The sequence below is a fragment of the Actinomycetes bacterium genome, assembly GCA_022396035.1.
Lineage (GTDB): Bacteria > Actinomycetota > Humimicrobiia > Humimicrobiales > Humimicrobiaceae > Halolacustris.
In genome coordinates, this window is sequence record JAIOXO010000024.1 from 1 (window position 1) to 18,055 (window position 18,055).

Genomic DNA, 18,055 nt, shown 5'->3' on the forward strand with positions numbered 1-18,055 from the left:
CTCTGGAGGCTGTAAAAGCAGCAGGTTTTTCCAAGCTGCATGTTTTCAAGTATTCAAAACGGGCAAAAACATTAGCTGCTTCCATGCCGGACCAGATCCTGCCACCGGAAAAGAAGCTGAGAAGCAGGCAGGGTATTGAGCTGGGAAAAGAAATGCGTAACCGGTTTATTAAAAAAAATTTAGGCCAGAGCCTGCAGGTGGTCTTAGAGATATGCCAGGAAGAATACTGCAAAGGAATGTCAGAAAACTATATTAATGTATTTTTTAAACCGAAGCCCGGTCTGGCCAGGGGTAAAATCTACCGGGTTCTAGCCCAAGAGGTGCATAGAAACGGTATATGGGGTAAAATAGAGACCAGACCGTAAACCTGGTGTAGCTTGTAATAAAACTGTAATAGTGTATAATTCATCATTTGAAAAAAAATAGGAATAGCAGGGGGACAACATGGATTGTCTTTTTTGTAAGATAGCTAATAAAGAAATAGATAGCGATATAGTCTTAGAAACTGAAAATGTAATAGTATTTAATGATATAAACCCGCAGGCGCCTGTGCACCTGCTGGCAATACCCAAACAGCATGTAAGCTCAGTGATGGAAACAGGAAAGCTTCCTCAGGGCGCAATAAGGGAAATAATGGAGGTAATTGCCAGGGTGGCCCGAGACCTGGATCTGGAACATGAAGGGTTCAGAGTGGTTACCAATGTAGGCAGGGGGGCAGGCCAGAGCGTAGACCATTTACATTTTCACATCCTGGGCAAAAGAAAATTCAGCTGGCCTCCTGGTTAAAGAATAGGTGCTATAATAGATAGTAAAATAAAGGGGAGGGATTTTTTTGTCTCCAGTTACACAGAAAATTCATCTGGATTTTAATAAAAACCACTCAATAGCGGAACTGCTGGGCCACAAGGATAAGGTCATAAGGCAAATTGAGGAAGAATATAATGTAGATATTTTTGTCCTGGGAAACGATGTAGAGATATCAGGCAAAAAAAATAATGTGGAAAAGGTTTCCAGGCTGCTGTCTGATCTGGTCTTACAGATAAATCTGGGCCAGAGTATTAACCAACAAAAATTAGATGATTCTATAAATCTGTCCGGGGCCAAACAGGGCCTGAAGTCTGAAGATATCTTTGCCAGCCAGATAGTTATAAACGGTGGTAAAAAGATAAAACCAAGGACCAAGGGCCAGCTCAGCTATGTGCAGGCTATAAAGAACAATACCATTGTTTTTGGGGTTGGTCCTGCAGGTACCGGAAAGACCTATCTGGCACTGGCCATGGCAGTTAATGCTCTATGCCAGAACGAGATAGGGAGAATAATACTGGTAAAACCGGTAGTTGAGGCAGGGGAGAAGCTGGGATATCTGCCCGGTGATATTTATGACAAGGTAAGTCCTTATCTAAAGCCTCTCTATGATGCTCTTTACGAGATGCTGGATGTAGAGATGTTCCAGCAATATATGGATATGGGTATTATTGAAGTAGTTCCCCTGGCCTACATGAGGGGAAGAACCCTAAATGATTCCTTTATAATATTGGATGAAGCCCAGAACGCTTCCCCGGAACAGATGAAAATGTTTTTAACCAGGCTGGGGTTCGGGTCACAAGTGGTAATAACCGGGGATATAACCCAGATTGATCTCCCCCGGGAAAAAGAATCAGGTTTAGTGCTGGTAAGAGATATATTACAGGAAGTTGAGGGTATAGAATTTGTGTATCTTACCTCTAAAGATGTTATAAGGCATAAGCTGGTACAAAAGATTGTTGATGCCTATAAGTCTTATGAGGATACCAAGCAAGCACAGGAAGAGATTAAAAAGACGGATGATAGCCAAGAAAAATAAATTAAAAAATCAAACCAAGGAACTCATAAGGGCTGAAAATGGCAATGGGGTTAAAAGAAAATGGTTTTTGAGCCCTTTTGCCAAGAGGATATATATATTTGTCCTTACGCTGGCTGCTATTGTAGCCATGCTCTCTTATAATTTTACCCCGGATATTGAGGTTGAACTTGGAAGGCCTGCTCCCCGTACCATAAAAGCCAACAAGAGCATAGAGTTTGAGGATGTGGAGCAGACTGAAGAAAACCGGATGCGTAACGAGGCAGCCACCGAGGATGTTTATATTTATGATGCCAATGCCCTGAATGGTGAAAACGGAACTCTGTATCAGATCAGATACTTTTTTAATCTTGTGGGTATTGTACAGAAGGATGGGGAGAAAACCTTTGAAGAAAAGGTTGATTACCTTACCAACCTGCTGGGAAATAACTATCCGGAGCCAACCATAACTGCTGCCCTTAATATGGACATAGAGGAAAGGGAGCTGTTAAACCAGGAAGCACAGGATATTGTAAAAGTGGTTATGGGACAGGCAATAAAACCCAACCAGATTGATGCAGCCAAGCAGCAAGCTGCGGAACTGGTAAGGGATGTTGAACAGATACCTTCTGAATACAAGGCATTGGTTACCAATTTATTGCAACAGACTATACAGCCGACAGCAATATTTGATCCGGAAGCAACCCAGGCTGCCAGAGAGGAAGCCAGGCTCAATACTCCTCCTACCATGATAAGCATACTTGAGGGCCAGACTATTGTGTTTGAGGGAGAGATAGTAAACAATGATGATATTGCCATACTGCAGAGACTGGGTCTTCTGGAAAGAGAATTTAACTGGAACAGGTTTTTTTATACATTGTTTATTTCTTTTACTGTTTTGTTTTTATTCGGTTTCTATATCCGGCATTTCAATAGAAAGGTATACCAGAATATTAAAAAACTGGTGTTGATTTCACTTATATTGATATTATTTACTGGTGCCATAAAAGTGCTCACTGTTCTGGCCTCCATACATTTGCCTTTGTGGAATTACCTTTTCCCGGTTATTGCTGCTTCCATGCTGTGCACTATTATATTTGATTCACGTATGGCTATAATGCTGACTGTATCCATGGGGGTCTTTCTGGGAATAGCTACCGATTTTGATTTCAACCTGACTATAGCCTATATAATGGGAGCAATATTTTCCACTTACCTGGTATCGAATATTTCCCAGCGTTCTACGGTTATGCGGGCGGGCTTTATCAGCTCTCTGGTATTGGGGTTTTTGTTTCTGGCTACCAACCTTATAGGGGGAGAAGTACAAAGCATTGCCCTGTATACTATGCTGGGCATATTAAACGGAATTATATGTGCCATACTGGCTATAGGGCTGCTGCCTTTTATTGAATCCAGCTTTAATATAGTTACTGCCATGGGACTGCTGGAACTGTCACATACTGACCAGCCTCTTTTAAAAGAATTGCTGATTACTGCCCCCGGTACTTACAATCACAGTCTGCTGGTAGGGCATCTGGCCGAAAACGCAGCTAAAGCCATAGGTGCCGATGCTTTACTGGTTAAGGTAGCTGCCCTTTACCATGATCTGGGTAAGATGAGGCGGCCGGAATATTTTTATGAGAACCAGGCCGAGATTGAGAATATCCATGACCGGCTTAATCCATCCATGAGCAGGAACATTATTGCCAACCATATAAAGGATGGCATCGAGGTTGCTATTAAGAATAAGATACCCAAAAAAGTGATCCAGATAATATCGCAGCATCACGGCAACTCTTTAATAACTTATTTTTATGAGAAACAAAAGGGCATGGAAGCGGTAAAATCAAATAATGATTCTTCCAGCAGCCTGAAGGGACATTTCAGGTATCCTTCTAAAAAACCGCAGACCAGGGAAGCAGCTATACTTATGCTGGCAGATTCTACAGAAGCAGCGGTTAGATCTATTGATAAGATGACTCCAAAAAAGATTGAACAGATGGTTAATGACATAGTGGAAGATAAGATAGCAGACGGGCAGTTTTCTGAAGCCAACATAACCTTAAAAGAAATAGAAGTGGTTAAAAACAGCCTGGTAGACGGGCTTATATCCATTCATCATTCCCGAATAACCTATCCCGAACCTGCCAAAGAAAGTGTAGAAGCAAAAAAATGAAGGTAAACTTAATAAACCGCCAGGATGACATAATCCTGAATCTGGACTTTATACAGAAGGTTTCTAACTATATTTCGGATAAGTTTGATGAGGATAGCAGGTGTGAAGCTAATCTGATACTAGTCTCCAGTTCCGATATAAGGCAGATAAATAATCAGTACCGGCAGGTTGATGCTGCCACTGATGTTATTTCTTTTTCCTATCTTTTTGAAAAAGACAGGGAGGATATAAAAAAAGATATAGAGAGCGGTAAACAGAAACATGGTTTTTACACTATAGGGGAGATTATCATTTGCCCTATGGCAGCAGAAGATAATGCCCTGGAACAAGGCAAAGATTGGAATTTAGACTTAGAGATTTGCCTGCTGATAATACACGGGTTCCTTCATATATATGGTTACGATCATGAAGTTGAAGAAGATAGAGCGGTTATGTTCAAGAAACAGGATTCAATACTGGAGGACGTAATCAGGACTTTTAATCTGCAGCCTTAAATCTAGGCCATAGATTGAGTTTGACAAATATTGTAAAATTTATAATAAGTATATTTTTTTGCTAAAAAAGGGATATGGAACAATTTAAATCAGGATTTGTGGGATTAATAGGAAGAACAAATGTGGGAAAATCCACTTTTATCAATCAGGTACTGGGCCAAAAAGTGGCTATAAGTACTAATAAGTCCCAGACCACCAGGGAAAGAATTAACTGTATTTACAACAGCAGCAATTCACAGATTGTATTTGTGGACTGCCCCGGATATTTTAAGCCCCATAATTTATTTGGACAGAGGCTTAACAAAGTGGTCAACCGTGTAGTTGAAGATTCGGACCTGTTGCTGGTAATGGTAGATGTTGCCGCAGGTATTGGGGGAGGCGACTTCTATGTAATGGAGGGTCTTGCCAAAAATCCCAAACCAAAGATTCTGCTGTTAAACAAAACGGATATAACCGGAAAAGATCAGCTGGATTATGAGCAGGGAAAAATAGAGGAATACGGTTTTTTTGAACAGGTAATACCGGTATCGGCCAGGACTGGCTACAATATCGACAGGACCCTGGCAGCAGTGGAAAAACATCTTCCTTCAGGTCCCAAATATTTTACTGAAGACATGGTTACCGATCAGCCTCAAGAAAAAATGATTGCAGATATTATCAGGGAAAAATTGGCCTTAAGTTTACTGCAGGAGCTTCCCCACAGTATAAGCGTGATGGTAAATTCGATAGAAGATGCTAAAACTAAATCGGGTGAAAAACTGGTAAATATATATGCGGATATTTTTACGGAGAAAAAATCACAGAAAGCAATTGTCATTGGAAAATCAGGAAGCAAGCTAAAAAAAGCAGGAGAGCAGGCCAGAAGAGAACTAGAAAATATTATGGGCTGTAAGGTTTTTTTACAGCTGTGGGTAAAAGTGGAGCCTAACTGGACTAAAAATGAAAAGATTTTAAATAAACTTGGTTATTATTAATAATTTAAATACAGGGTTGGGTGATTAAAACGTTAACCAAAGAACAACTTGCAAAAACTATCGATCAAACATTGCTGAGGCCAATAACTACTATCAAGAATATTGAACAGCTTTGCAGAGAGGCCAAGAAGCAGCACTTTGCAGCGGTAACTATCAGCCCTTCTTTTATAGTAACTGCCAAAAACCTTCTTTCGGGCACAGACGTAAAGGTATGCTCGGTAGTAGGTTTTCCCATGGGGGCCAATACTATTGAAAGCAAGGTTTTTGAAGGAAGGGACAATGTGAGGAAGGGTGCAGACGAGCTGGATGTAGTTATAAACCTGGGAGCCCTAAAAGGCGGAAACTATGATTACATTGAAAGAGAGATAAGCCTTATTGTAAGTGTTACAAGGCGGGAGCAAATGGCCGAATACAATAAGCATATAAATATTAAATTCATAATAGAGACCGGAGTACTCACCAGGGAAGAAGTTAAGAGGGTGTGCAAAATTATTGAAGAAACAGGAGCGGATTTTATTGAAACCTCTACCGGGTTTGGAGTAAGGGGAGTTGAACTGGATGATATCAGGTTAATCCGGGAAGTGGTTACCAGAAATATCGGGGTGAAAGCTTCGGGAGGGATAAGAACTTTTGCTGATGCCCAGGCTCTTATAGATGCCGGTGCTACCAGGCTGGGTACCAGTAGCGGAATGACTATCATGGAAGAATATTCCAGTTATTTTGATAAATAGAGATGCCGTCCTATAAAGCTAAAGCTTTAATTTTAAGGGTTTACAAGCTGGGGGAATATGACAAAATTGTCAAGATGTACTCCCAGTCTAAGGGTCTGATTAGCGGGGTTGCCAAGGGGGCCAGAAAACCCGGAGGCAGGTTCGGGGGGAGACTGGAGCTTTTCAATCTGGTGGATCTGGAGATGTACAGCGGTCACTCGCTGGATATTATTGCACAGGCAGAAATAATTGACAGTTTTAAACTCATTTCCAGTGATTTTTACCGCTTTGTGTTCTGTGAACTGATAGCAAAAATTTTATTAAAGACCCAGACCGATATCAGTGAACCCTGCCCCCAGCTGTTCAAGCTTATATATATTTGTTTTAGAGAAATTAATGCTGCCGAAACTGAGGATATAGCAGCCTTGAAAAAAATCATGTGTTTCTTTATTGGTCGGTTTCTCTCTATTACCGGCTACAGCCCTCTACTGGATTCATGCTGCCGTTGTAATGGTAAACTGGATCCAGAGCCGGGAGTCTTGAGCAATAGAAAGGTAGCTCTTTCTTACCGCCTGGGGGGAGTTCTTTGTGAAAAATGTTCCTCTGGTTTTGAAGGCGGCAGCAGTATGGGAGCTAAAAGTTTCAGGTTTCTTTCCAGTATTTATCAATCAAAAATTGAGGATATAAGGGATATGGAGGTAGATGGTTCCACCATAAAGAAAGTCTATAAATTTTTAGAAAACTACATCATATACCACACTGACTGCAATCTGGACAGTTTTAAATATTTAAAAAAGATTGGCGCATAAGAAGGTTTAAAATGAGAGCGCTGGCAGTAAGGATCCCCTAATAAGAATGGTAATAACGCCAAGCTGCTAAGGGCGGTACCCGGTGTTATGGGCTTTGGGTTTGGCCCGGGAGAAGTGCTTAAAGATAAGGAAGCGATAAAGGAAGTTGATATGCTGGCGGAAAGGCTTATTTGAATTATGAACTTCTGTTCATTATTATGATGGTATATCAAAAATGATTTGTTGGAGATAATATGCCAAAACTAATCGAATTTGAGGATATAGAGAAAGCCAGAAAAACCCTTGGCCTAAAACAGGTAAGCTCGATTAAGGACATTAAGGCGGCTTACCGGCAATTGTCACTCAAGTACCACCCCGATAAAGCTGGTGATAATTCTGAAGAGAAATTCAAACTTATTAATCACTCCTATCAGCTGCTCATGGATTACTGCCTGAAATATCCCATCTCTTTTTCCAGGGAAAGGGTAAAGGATGTTGAGGAAGGAGAGTACCAGAAATACCATCAGGATCGATTTTACAGTACCTGGTTTTAAAAGGATTTTACTCCATTTCACAATTGACGTTTACAATCATAGTTATTACAATGTTAGATTATGAATTTTCAGGATATAATTTTTAATTTACAACAGTACTGGAGCAGACATGGCTGCATTATTAGGCAGCCAATGGATCTGGAAAAAGGGGCAGGTACTTTTAATCCGGATACCTTTTTAAGGTGTCTGGGGCCCGAACCCTGGAAAGTGGCATATGTGGAACCTTCCAGGAGGCCTACTGACGGAAGGTATGGAGAGAATCCTTTCCGCAGCCAGTTCTATTACCAGTATCAGGTACTTTTAAAACCATCTCCGAATGAGGTGATTGATCTCTATCTGGGTTCCCTGGAAAGCCTGGGAATAAACATGAAGAATCATGATATAAGATTTGTGGAAGACGACTGGGCTTCACCCACTATCGGGGCTGCTGGACTGGGCTGGGAGGTATGGGCAGACGGTATGGAGATTACCCAGTTTACTTATTTTCAGCAGATGGGACAGATTGCCCTGAAGCCGGTTTCAGCTGAGCTTACTTATGGCCTGGAGAGGATTGCCATGTATCTTCAGGATAAAGACAGTTTCTGGGAGCTTAAATGGAATGACCAGATAACCTATGCAGATGTATTGCTGGAATCGGAGAAACAGTGGTGTGTCTATAATTTTAAAGTTGCTGATGTAAAAATGCTTCTTGATCTTTTTGATAAGTTTGAAAATGAATTTTACCGTACCATTAAAAAAGATTTGGTTTTTGTTGCCTGTGAATTTGTATTGAAATGTTCTCATGTATTTAATCTTTTGGATGCCAGGGAAGCTATCAGTGTATCGGAGAGGACCTCTTATATCGGAAGGGTAAGAAACCAGGCCAAGAAATTATGTAAAGCATATGTTAATCAAAGGAAAGAGCTGGGATTTCCGCTTTTAAAGGATAATGGATAATAAATTAGTATTTGAAATAGGAACCGAGGAGCTGCCTTCTTCCTGCATTATTGAAGGAAGGAAGGCTTTAAAGGATATTTTAACCAGGAAGTTCAAACAGGAAAGAATTGGCTTTACTTCCATAGAGACTTTTGGTACCCCCCGCCGGCTAACCGCTGTGCTGGAGGGAGTGGCTGCAATGCAAAAATCCCATAACCGGGTAGTTACCGGGCCTCCCAAGGCAATAGCCTTTGACGGCGACGGCAAACCTACCAGGGCGGCTACGGGCTTTGCCGGGAGTTTAAAAATTGATGTCAATGACCTTGAAGAGATTCCTTCGGACAGGGGCATTTATATGGGGAAAAGCATAAGGGAAGAAGGCAGGCCCGTAATGGAAGTTATGCCCGGCCTTCTCAAGAAATCCATAGGGGAAATTCCATTCGGCAAACAGATGAGCTGGGGCAATTATGATATCAAGTTTGCCCGGCCTATAAGGTGGATTGTTGCTCTTCTGGGAGATAAGGTAATCAATTTTGAACTGGAAGGACTGAAAACAGGAAGGCTGACTTACGGGTTAAGGACTATTGATGATAATCCTTTGACCATAGAAGATGCTGATGGTTATTTAGATATTTTAACCGGACAAGGTTTGGTGATTCTGGATTCGGATAGAAGAAGACAGATTATAGAAAATGCCATACTTGAGGCCCAGCAACAGTTGTGGTCAGGAAACTACAGGGTGGTTCTGGACCAGGATCTTTTAGAGGAAGTGGTTAACCTTGTAGAGCATCCGAATGTATTGGTGGGTAAGTTTTCTGAACGTTTTCTCTATATCCCCAAGGATATACTTATTAAAGCTATTGAATACCATCAAAAATATTTTGCGGTAACCGGACCCGGGGGCGAGGTTACTACCAGTTTTGTAATGGTTCAGAACGGTACCCAGGACATTACTGGCGACATTGTAAAAGGAAATCAGAGGGTTCTGGAAGCCAGGCTGAGTGATGCCGTCTTTTTCTATGAAGAGGACAGAAAACAGGGATTCGACCACTGGCTGGAAAAATTAAAGGGTGTAATTTTTTATTCAGGTATTGGGAGCATGTATGACCAGATAGAAAGGCTAGTAAGCCTATCGGATTTCTTATGTTCGAGTCTGGGCAAAGATCATATAAAAGATGATTTGAAAAGAGCTGCGGGTTTATGCAAGTGTGACCTGGTAACCAATATGGTGGTGGAGTTTCCCCAGCTGCAGGGAATAGTGGGAAGGGAATATGCGCTGGAAATAGGAGAAAAACCCTCAGTGGCCAAAGGTATTTTTGAACATTACAGGCCCAGGTTTGCCGGTGACCAGCTGCCCCGGACTGAAGAGGGGGCCCTGCTGTCTGTTGCTGAGAAGATGGATACCATCTGCGGCATGTTTTTGCTGGATAATATCCCTACCGGCTCCGAAGACCCTTTTGCTTTAAGGAGGAAAGCCTCTGGAATAGTGCTAAGCCTTCTGGATAAGGGTTATGATTTGGATCTTGAAGGGCTTATTGAATACAACCTTAATTTATACCAGGATAAATTTGGAATAGAAAAACCAGAAGGCCTTAACAGGATTATATTTGAATTTATCCTGGCCCGTTACCGGTTCAAATTGGAAAAAGAAGGAAAAAGACTGGATATTCTGGAGGCAGTGGCTGCCGCCGGTACCTGGTCTGTTACTGATATGGACTTAAGGTACAGGGCCCTGGAGAAATTTATGGGCCAGCATGATATTGAACTGATAGCCAACCCTATGATCAGATGCAAGAATATAATAAAAGAAGAAGAAATAGCAAAAATGGATGCCGGCCGGTTCAGGGAGTCGGGTGAAAAAAAGCTGTATGAGGCGGTAGAAAAGGTAAAAGAAATTGTTAAGAGCTGCAAACAGGAGAAAAAATATTTCCAGATGCTGACCGAGCTTGAAAAATTTGGCGAAGCGGTAAATAAGTTTTTTGATCAGGTTCTGGTAATGGATGAGGATGAGAACATAAGGCAGAACAGGATTAGCCTGGTAAAAGAAGCTAGGGACCTGTATCTTTTTATTGCAGATTTTTCCAGGCTGGTTATAGAAGGCTAACCTTTTTAGGGTTTTAAATAAACCCTAAAAAACATATAATTATTTAAAACTATTTATTGGAAGGGATTAAAGATGACAGACAAGAAATATGTATATTTCTTTGGAGAAGGCGCAAAAGAGATGAAAAAACTTTTGGGTGGTAAAGGTGCAAACCTTTCGGAAATGACCAATATCGGTCTTCCTGTACCGCCCGGATTTACTATTACTACGGAAGTATGTAATCTTTTTTATGAATTAGGTAAAAGATATCCTGAGGGACTGCAGGGACAGATTGATGAAGGTTTAAAGAAACTGGAAAAAAAGATGGATCTGGACCTGGGGGATAAGGACGATCCATTACTGGTTTCAGTAAGATCCGGAGCCGCTATTTCCATGCCGGGAATGATGGATACGGTATTAAACCTGGGCTTAAATGACATAACTGTAAACGGGCTTATTAAGAAAACAGGCAATAAAAGATTCGGATGGGACTCATACAGAAGATTTATTCAGATGTTTGGAGATGTGGTAATGGGAGTAGAGCATGATAAGTTCGAAGAAGCCATGCAGTCAATGAAGGATAAAAAAGGGGTCAAGTTTGATACTGATTTGAGCGCTGAAGATCTCCAGCAGCTGGTTGAAGATTACAAGCAGATTATAGACAGGGAAACAGGACAGAGTTTCCCCCAGGAACCCAGAGAACAGCTGCAGATGTCAATAGACGCTGTATTCGGTTCCTGGAATAATAAGAGAGCTATAACCTACAGAAATTTACATGATATACCCCATAGCATGGGTACTGCAGTTAATGTGCAGGCTATGGTATTTGGCAATATGGGTGAAAATTCCGGCACCGGGGTTGCTTTTACCAGGAATCCCTCTACCGGAGAGAATAAGGAATATGGAGAATACCTAATAAATGCACAGGGCGAGGATGTAGTTGCGGGAATCAGGACTCCCCAGCCTATTACCAAATTAAAGGAAGAAATGCCGGAGATATACCAGCAGCTCATGGATATATTCCAGAAGCTGGAGCAGCATTACAAGGATATGCAGGATCTTGAATTTACCATCCAGGAAGGCAAGCTTTTCATGCTGCAGACCAGGACTGGCAAGAGAACTGCAGCTGCTGCCCTGCAGATAGCGGTAGATATGGAAAAAGACGGTTTGATTGATAAGAAGACTGCGGTGATGAGGGTAGAACCCCAGCAACTGGACCAGCTGCTTCACAAGCAGATTGACAAGAATGCGAAGCAGGGGGCTGAGTTGTTGGCCAAAGGGCTGCCAGCTTCTCCGGGAGCAGCTTTAGGCAGAGTAGTATTTGATGCTGATGAAGCAGTAAGGGAATCGGAAAATGATCCGGTTATACTGGTCAGGACCGAAACTTCTCCCGAAGATATTGAGGGGATGTCGGTTGCCCAGGGCATATTGACTTCCCGGGGAGGCATGACTTCCCATGCGGCGGTGGTTGCCAGAGGAATGGGCAAGTGCTGCGTTGCTGGTTGTGAGAGCATCAAGGTGAGTGCCGACCAGAAATCTTTCTCGGCTGACGGCAAAAAGATAAATAAGGGCGACTGGATTACTCTGGACGGCTCCACCGGAGAGGTCTTTCTGGGACAGCTGGAGGTTGTAGATCCGGAAATTTCCGGTAATTTTGAGTTGTTTATGGACTGGATAGACCAGTTCAGTAAAATAGGGGTCAGGACCAATGCTGATACTCCCCATGACGCTGAAGTAGCCTTAAAGTTTGGAGCAGAGGGCATTGGTCTCTGCAGAACTGAACATATGTTTTTTGAAGCAGACAGGATAAAAGCAGTCAGGAAGATGATAGTTGCTTCCAATGAGGATGAAAGAAGAAAAGCGCTAATGGCTATCCTGCCTTACCAGAAACAGGATTTCATAGACATTTTCAAAGTTATGGAAGGCAAACCGGTTACTGTCAGATTGCTTGACCCGCCCTTGCACGAATTTTTACCTTCAGAACCGGAAGACATAAAAGAGATAGCTGATGAGCTGGATATTGAAGCCGATGAACTGGCTGCTACAGTAAAATCGCTCCACGAGATGAACCCCATGCTGGGGCACAGGGGATGCAGGCTGTCCATTACTTATCCAGAGATCCTGGAAATGCAGGCCAGGGCAATTTTTGAGGCAGCAATAGAGTTGACGGAAAAAGGAGTAAAGGTAGAGCCGGAAGTTATGATTCCGCTTGCCGGTACCTTAAAAGAGGTAAAGATACTGAAAGATCAGATTGTAGAGATTGCAGAAAATCTGATGGAAAAGAAAGGCTTGAAATTTGAGTACAAGGTAGGAACCATGATTGAGGTTCCCAGGGCTTGCGTGGTTGCGGATGAGATAGCTAAAGAAGCTGAGTTTTTCAGCTTTGGTACCAATGACCTGACCCAGCTAACCTTTGGTTTTTCCAGGGATGATGTAGGTAAGTTTTTACCGGATTATATTGAAAAGGGTATACTGGAAAAGGATCCATTTGCCAGCTTGGATATAAATGGTGTAGGCCAGATGGTGCTTATGGGCATCGAGAAAGGAAGGTCTGCCAGGAAAGATCTTAAGATAGGCATATGTGGAGAACATGGTGGAGATCCAAATTCGGTTAAGTTTTGCCACCGGGCTGGCATGGATTATGTTAGCTGTTCACCTTACAGGGTTCCCGTGGCCAGGCTTGCCGGAGCACAGGCCAATATAGAGGACGAATAAACAAACTAAAGGGCAGCCGAAAGGCTGCCCTTTTTTCTTAATTTTTTTACATTAACTCCTGATGATTGGTACAATAATTAAGTCCTGGTAAAAATGCTATATATAGGAGTATAGATGTCCAGAGGCCTTAAAGATGGTGAAGTAGAAGAGCTAAAAAGCAGAGCTGATATTATCGGCATTATTTCAGATTATGTTAATCTGAAAAAAAGGGGCAAGAACCATACAGGATTATGTCCCTTTCACCAGGAAAAAACGCCTTCATTTAGTGTTGATTCTTCCAGGCAGTTCTATCATTGTTTTGGCTGTGGTGAAGGCGGGGATGCAATCAGTTTTATTATGAAAATTGAAAATCTGGATTTTCTGGAATCGGTAGAGTTTATAGCAAAGAAGATAGGCTACCAGCTTAAATACAGCAGCAGCGGGTCTTCAAAAACTCGGAAGCTTAAGGAAAGGTTATTTGAGCTTAACCAGCTGGCCAAGACTTATTATCATTTTGTCCTGAATAACCCCAAAGCGGGCTCAAAAGTCCTCAAATATCTGAAAGAGAGAGGGTTTAATGGTGAAACTCTGGAAGAATTTGAAGTAGGATATAGTTTAAAGAAATGGGATTACTTTTCCAATCTGGCCCAGAAAAGGGGCTATAGGGCTGATGAGCTGATAGAAGCGGGGCTGTCTATCAGGAGCAAAAATAGGCAGCAAGGTATCTATGACCGTTTCAGGGAAAGGATTATGTTTCCCATAGGGGATGTTGTAGGCAAGACTATTGGTTTTGGAGGCAGGATTCTGGAGCAAGGCAAGAGCCAGTCTGCTAAATATATAAATACTCCTGAAACCAGAATATATTCAAAGAGTAAAAATATATACAATATACATCGGGCAAAAAACTATATTGTAGAAAAAGACAAGGTATTTATTGTAGAAGGTTATACGGATGTTATGGCGTTATCACAGTGTGGCATTAAAAATGTTGTGGCCAGCCTGGGTACGGCTTTAACTACTGACCAAATAAAACTTCTGGGGCGTTTTACCAAGAATGTTGGGCTGGTATTTGACAGTGATCAGGCAGGGCTTTCCGCTTCCATGAAAGGAATGGAGAGGCTCAGGGAATATAATCAGAATCTGGACCTTTACCATGAAAGCAATATGAACATAGAGGTAGTTTTGCTGGAGCAGGGCTATGACCCTGCAGATTATGTATTTAAAAAAGGCAGCAAAGCTTTTATGGAAAAAGTAAATTCGGCAGAAAATATTATTGATTTTACCATAGCCATTATTATTAAGAAATATGACTTAAGCAGTTTAAATCAAAAGGTTAGAGCCAGCAAGGAGCTGCTGGCATTTATAAGTACCCTGAATTCCAGGATTGTGCAGGAGGAATGTGTAAAAAAAATTGCCCGGGAACTGGACTTAAAGGAGGATTTACTTTTTGAGGAACTGGTAAATTTCAAAAACAGGGAGGATAAAGGAAATTCTTATTCTGTTCCGGAGAAATCTTCTGCTATCATTGATTCCCCCCAGAAGAAATTAGAGGTTGAAGCTTTGAGACTGATGGTAAATGGAGAAGGACTGAGCCAGAATTGTTTTCTGGGGCTGGAAGAAAGTTTTTTTAAATATGAAGATACCAAAAAATTGTTTAATATATTAATGAAAGTATTAAAGAAACAGGACTCTGGGCAAATAAACTTTCCTGTTGAAATTACGTCTGAATTATTGAAAGATTCTGAGGTCAGGAAGCTGTATAATTTTATTTATTATGACCCTAAATCTTATAAAAATGGAAAGGTTACCTGTGATGAGGTTTTATGCAACCTGAAGCTGTCCTATCTTTCAGAAAAGATTAATGGTTTGAGAAACAAGATGTTACAGATAGAAGAGGGGATAAAAAAAGGTAAAACTGATCAGGAGCTAAGCAGACAGTATGATAGGTTATATTCGCAGCTTATAGAGTTGGAACAAGAAAAGATTAAGCTGAAAATTTCTTGAAATTTATGCAATAATATTTAAAATGTATTTTTTGTTTTTGAGCTAAGGATTCAAATTTAACTATATTTGAGGTGACAAATATAATGAAAAGAGGGGCTGAATTTAAACTTGAAGAGGTTAAGGCTTTAATCAGTAAAGGCAAAGAAGAGGGGCTTTTAACTGCTGAAGAGATTAGTGAAGCTCTTGCAGAAGTTGACCTTAACAAGGAACAAATAGAGAGAATTTATGATGTGCTTCAGAATTTGGGTATTGAGATAATAAGTGAAGAAGATGGGGATATAGATAATGTAGGGGCGGATAAAAAGGAAGCAGCTTCAATTAAAAAGAAGCTGGATTTGACCATTAAGTCTCCTACCAATGACCCGGTTAGAATGTATCTCAAGGAGATAGGGAAGGTCAGGCTTCTTACTGCGGTGGAAGAGGTTCAGCTGGCTAAGCGGATTAAAAAAGGAGATATGGCCGCAAAAAGAAAGCTGGTGGAGGCTAACCTCAGGCTGGTAGTAAGTATTGCCAAAAAATATGTGGGCCGGGGAATGCTTTTTCTTGATCTTATACAGGAAGGTAATTTAGGCCTTATAAGGGCTGTTGAAAAATTTGACCATACTAAAGGCTATAAATTTTCTACCTATGCTACCTGGTGGATAAGGCAGGCTATTACCAGGGCTATTGCCGATCAGGCCAGGACTATAAGGATTCCTGTGCATATGGTAGAGACTATTAACAAGCTTATCAGGATACAGAGGCAGTTGCTGCAGAAATTAGGTCGGGAGCCAGCACCTGAAGAGATAGCAAAACAGATGGGATTTTCTCCGGATAAGGTAAGAGAAATAATGAAGATATCCCAGGAGCCGGTATCACTGGAAACCCCCATTGGAGAAGAGGAGGATAGCCATCTGGGTGATTTTATCGAAGATTCAGAGGTTGAGGCTCCTTCAGATGCTGCTTCCTTTACTATGCTGCAGGAACAACTACAGGATGTTCTAAATACTTTAAATGAGAGGGAAAGGAAGGTCATACAGTTAAGGTTTGGCCTTCAGGATGGACATCCCAGAACCCTGGAAGAGGTAGGAAGAGAATTTGGAGTTACCAGAGAAAGGATCAGACAGATTGAGTCCAAGACATTGAGTAAGTTAAGGCATCCTAATAGAAGTGGTGCATTGAAGGATTTTCTGGAGATATAGGTGTTTGATCCCGGTAGATTGTGCTTGCAATAAATATTTACTATATTATAATAACTGAACGTGTAAGGCTTTCCCCGATAGCTCAATGGTAGAGCATTCGGCTGTTAACCGAAGGGTTGTAGGTTCGAGTCCTACTCGGGGAGCCAATATACCCCAATATTGATAACAAAAATTAACAGAGAAAAATGGAAGATCCAATTATAGAATTTGCTAATAGAATAACTGAAGAAATTGAAGGATTCCTCTTAGCCTGCAAGCATAAAGGGGATAAAACTATTGATGATGTTCTTGAACGGCTTAAAGCTTTGAAAAAGCAGACCTAGGTCCCGGGGCAAAGTATATTATCTCAATCTTTTCTTCATATATCACAATCTTTTCGATGAATTTCTTTAGAAAATTTCTCTGCTCAAAAACATTTGAACCAACGAACACCTCTTCCATCTCTTTCCGATAAGACTCCATCATTGACCTGGTAATATAAACGGGCTGTATCCCGGAATTCATTTTCTCATAGTGTGCAATCTCATCCTGGATACTTTCCCTTTGTAATTTAAGCTCCCTAAGACGCTCTGCAATAAGCGACAGGTCTATCTGCCCGCTTTCTATGGCTTCATACTGCCGTCTGGATCTTATCTGGAGGTCTGAAGCCTTCTTTTTAAGTTCCGTGATCTTTCTGCTATGATCAGTTCTGAGGGATTTTGTGGCTTTATTTATACCATTTACCAGTTTTTTCATGTTTGAATCAGAAAACACCAGTTCCTTTACCCGTGAAATAATATCTAAATCAATCTCATCTGCCCGCAGTCTTTTTCCGGGACATACAGACTTACCTTTTCTTGAATAGCACAGGCAGTTATAGTAGGCGTATTTTTTATTTCTCCCATATCCGGTAACTCCATAGGCACTGCCGCATTTACCACAGCTTAAAAGTCCCGATAAAAGGTAAGTACTGGCAGTAACCCTGGCCGGGGTATTTGTTGGCTGTCTTTTCTTTATCAAATCCTGAACCCGGTTAAATAGTTCTTCACTTATAATAGGCTCATGGGTATCCTTTATTATCACCCACTCACTTTTTGGCTTAAACTTGGATCCCATAGTCTTTTTGTCCCTTTTATTAAAAACAGTCCAGCCAATATAGGTCTCATTTCTTAAGATATTAGCGATTGTAGACTTGCCCCAATAGGATCCGGAACGGGGTTTAAGACCCATTTTTATAAGTTCCATGACGATTTTTTTTAACCCATTACCATTTGCATAGAGATTGAATATAGTTTTTACAACCCTGGCCTCATCTTCATTTACTCCATATTTTGTTTTGGGGTTGCCCCTGTCATCAAAGACCTTTACATTCTTATAGCCATATAAAGGGTATCCGCCATTCCTGTAGCCTTTCCTGGCATTTTCTATCATCCCCCTCAAAGTCTCCTGGGCCAGTACAGCACTATAAAATTCATCTATTACTTCACTGTGATTCAGACAGTAGATTCTGTTAATTGTAAACAAAGTAGCAGTGCCCATAAAACCAGACTTTTTTAAGGGCACTGCTTTTTGATTTTTGCCCTAAATAAAATTCTTAAAACCAATTTGGAAAAGATTGCAATTTAGCCTAAAATATGGTATGTATATATAAATAATACATGCAATATTATGGACATAAGCGCTA

At 41.2% G+C, this 18,055-nt stretch carries 16 protein-coding genes and 1 tRNA gene; 16 read left to right on the forward strand and 1 reads right to left on the reverse strand.

The genetic code is table 11. From position 1 onward, the window contains the following. The 16 genes from K9H14_07205 to K9H14_07280 form a co-directional block, all read left to right on the forward strand. Positions 1 to 365, forward strand: a 365-nt coding sequence (locus K9H14_07205; GenBank protein MCG9479979.1) for a tRNA (N(6)-L-threonylcarbamoyladenosine(37)-C(2))-methylthiotransferase MtaB, incomplete at its 5' end; no start/stop codon positions are given. Positions 366 to 444: 79 nt separating this feature from the next. Further along, complete coding sequence (locus K9H14_07210) at positions 445 to 786, forward strand: histidine triad nucleotide-binding protein (protein ID MCG9479980.1); 342 nt, start codon at positions 445 to 447, stop codon at positions 784 to 786. Between the two features lie 67 nt (positions 787 to 853). Then, a complete protein-coding gene (locus K9H14_07215) occupies positions 854 to 1,843 on the forward strand; it encodes a PhoH family protein (protein ID MCG9479981.1) in 990 nt (329 codons plus the stop codon). Then, positions 1,782 to 3,995, forward strand: coding sequence for an HDIG domain-containing protein (locus tag K9H14_07220; protein MCG9479982.1), 2,214 nt, complete (start codon positions 1,782 to 1,784; stop codon positions 3,993 to 3,995). The genes K9H14_07215 and K9H14_07220 overlap by 62 nt, the downstream gene beginning before the upstream one ends. After that, a complete protein-coding gene (ybeY, locus tag K9H14_07225) occupies positions 3,992 to 4,489 on the forward strand; it encodes an rRNA maturation RNase YbeY (GenBank protein MCG9479983.1) in 498 nt (165 codons plus the stop codon). Before K9H14_07220 ends, ybeY begins: the two co-directional genes overlap by 4 nt. 74 nt (positions 4,490 to 4,563) lie before the next feature. Further along, complete coding sequence (era, locus tag K9H14_07230; GenBank protein ID MCG9479984.1) at positions 4,564 to 5,463, forward strand: GTPase Era; 900 nt, start codon at positions 4,564 to 4,566, stop codon at positions 5,461 to 5,463. Between the two features lie 23 nt (positions 5,464 to 5,486). Continuing rightward, positions 5,487 to 6,194, forward strand: coding sequence for a deoxyribose-phosphate aldolase (gene deoC / locus K9H14_07235; GenBank protein ID MCG9479985.1), 708 nt, complete (start codon positions 5,487 to 5,489; stop codon positions 6,192 to 6,194). 2 nt (positions 6,195 to 6,196) lie between these two features. Further along, entirely contained in the window at positions 6,197 to 6,982 is a 786-nt protein-coding gene (gene recO, locus K9H14_07240) for a DNA repair protein RecO (protein ID MCG9479986.1), read from the forward strand. Between the two features lie 233 nt (positions 6,983 to 7,215). Beyond that, positions 7,216 to 7,515: a J domain-containing protein gene (locus K9H14_07245; protein MCG9479987.1), complete on the forward strand. Its 300-nt coding sequence runs from the start codon at positions 7,216 to 7,218 to the stop codon at positions 7,513 to 7,515. 60 nt (positions 7,516 to 7,575) lie between these two features. Further along, a complete protein-coding gene (locus tag K9H14_07250; protein MCG9479988.1) occupies positions 7,576 to 8,451 on the forward strand; it encodes a glycine--tRNA ligase subunit alpha in 876 nt (291 codons plus the stop codon). Further along, positions 8,444 to 10,534 (forward strand): glycine--tRNA ligase subunit beta, encoded by a 2,091-nt coding sequence (glyS, locus tag K9H14_07255; GenBank protein ID MCG9479989.1) that lies wholly within the window; start codon positions 8,444 to 8,446, stop codon positions 10,532 to 10,534. The genes K9H14_07250 and glyS overlap by 8 nt, the downstream gene beginning before the upstream one ends. Before the next feature lie 72 nt (positions 10,535 to 10,606). Beyond that, positions 10,607 to 13,228: a pyruvate, phosphate dikinase gene (ppdK, locus tag K9H14_07260; GenBank protein MCG9479990.1), complete on the forward strand. Its 2,622-nt coding sequence runs from the start codon at positions 10,607 to 10,609 to the stop codon at positions 13,226 to 13,228. 114 nt (positions 13,229 to 13,342) lie between these two features. Beyond that, positions 13,343 to 15,211 carry a DNA primase gene (gene dnaG / locus K9H14_07265; GenBank protein ID MCG9479991.1) on the forward strand — a complete coding sequence of 623 codons (1,869 nt, stop codon included), beginning with the start codon at positions 13,343 to 13,345 and terminating at the stop codon, positions 15,209 to 15,211. Positions 15,212 to 15,294: 83 nt separating this feature from the next. Next, entirely contained in the window at positions 15,295 to 16,392 is a 1,098-nt protein-coding gene (gene rpoD / locus K9H14_07270; protein MCG9479992.1) for an RNA polymerase sigma factor RpoD, read from the forward strand. 71 nt (positions 16,393 to 16,463) lie between these two features. Next, positions 16,464 to 16,538: transfer RNA gene (locus tag K9H14_07275), tRNA-Asn, on the forward strand. A gap of 39 nt (positions 16,539 to 16,577) precedes the next feature. Beyond that, the gene (locus K9H14_07280; protein MCG9479993.1) at positions 16,578 to 16,715 is read left to right on the forward strand and encodes a hypothetical protein; all 138 of its coding nucleotides are present in this window, start codon (positions 16,578 to 16,580) and stop codon (positions 16,713 to 16,715) included. Here K9H14_07280 and K9H14_07285 read toward each other — a convergent pair. Further along, positions 16,690 to 17,934 carry a recombinase family protein gene (locus tag K9H14_07285; GenBank protein ID MCG9479994.1) on the reverse strand — a complete coding sequence of 415 codons (1,245 nt, stop codon included), beginning with the start codon at positions 17,932 to 17,934 and terminating at the stop codon, positions 16,690 to 16,692. The genes K9H14_07280 and K9H14_07285 overlap by 26 nt on opposite strands. Between the last annotated feature and the right edge of the window lie 121 nt (positions 17,935 to 18,055).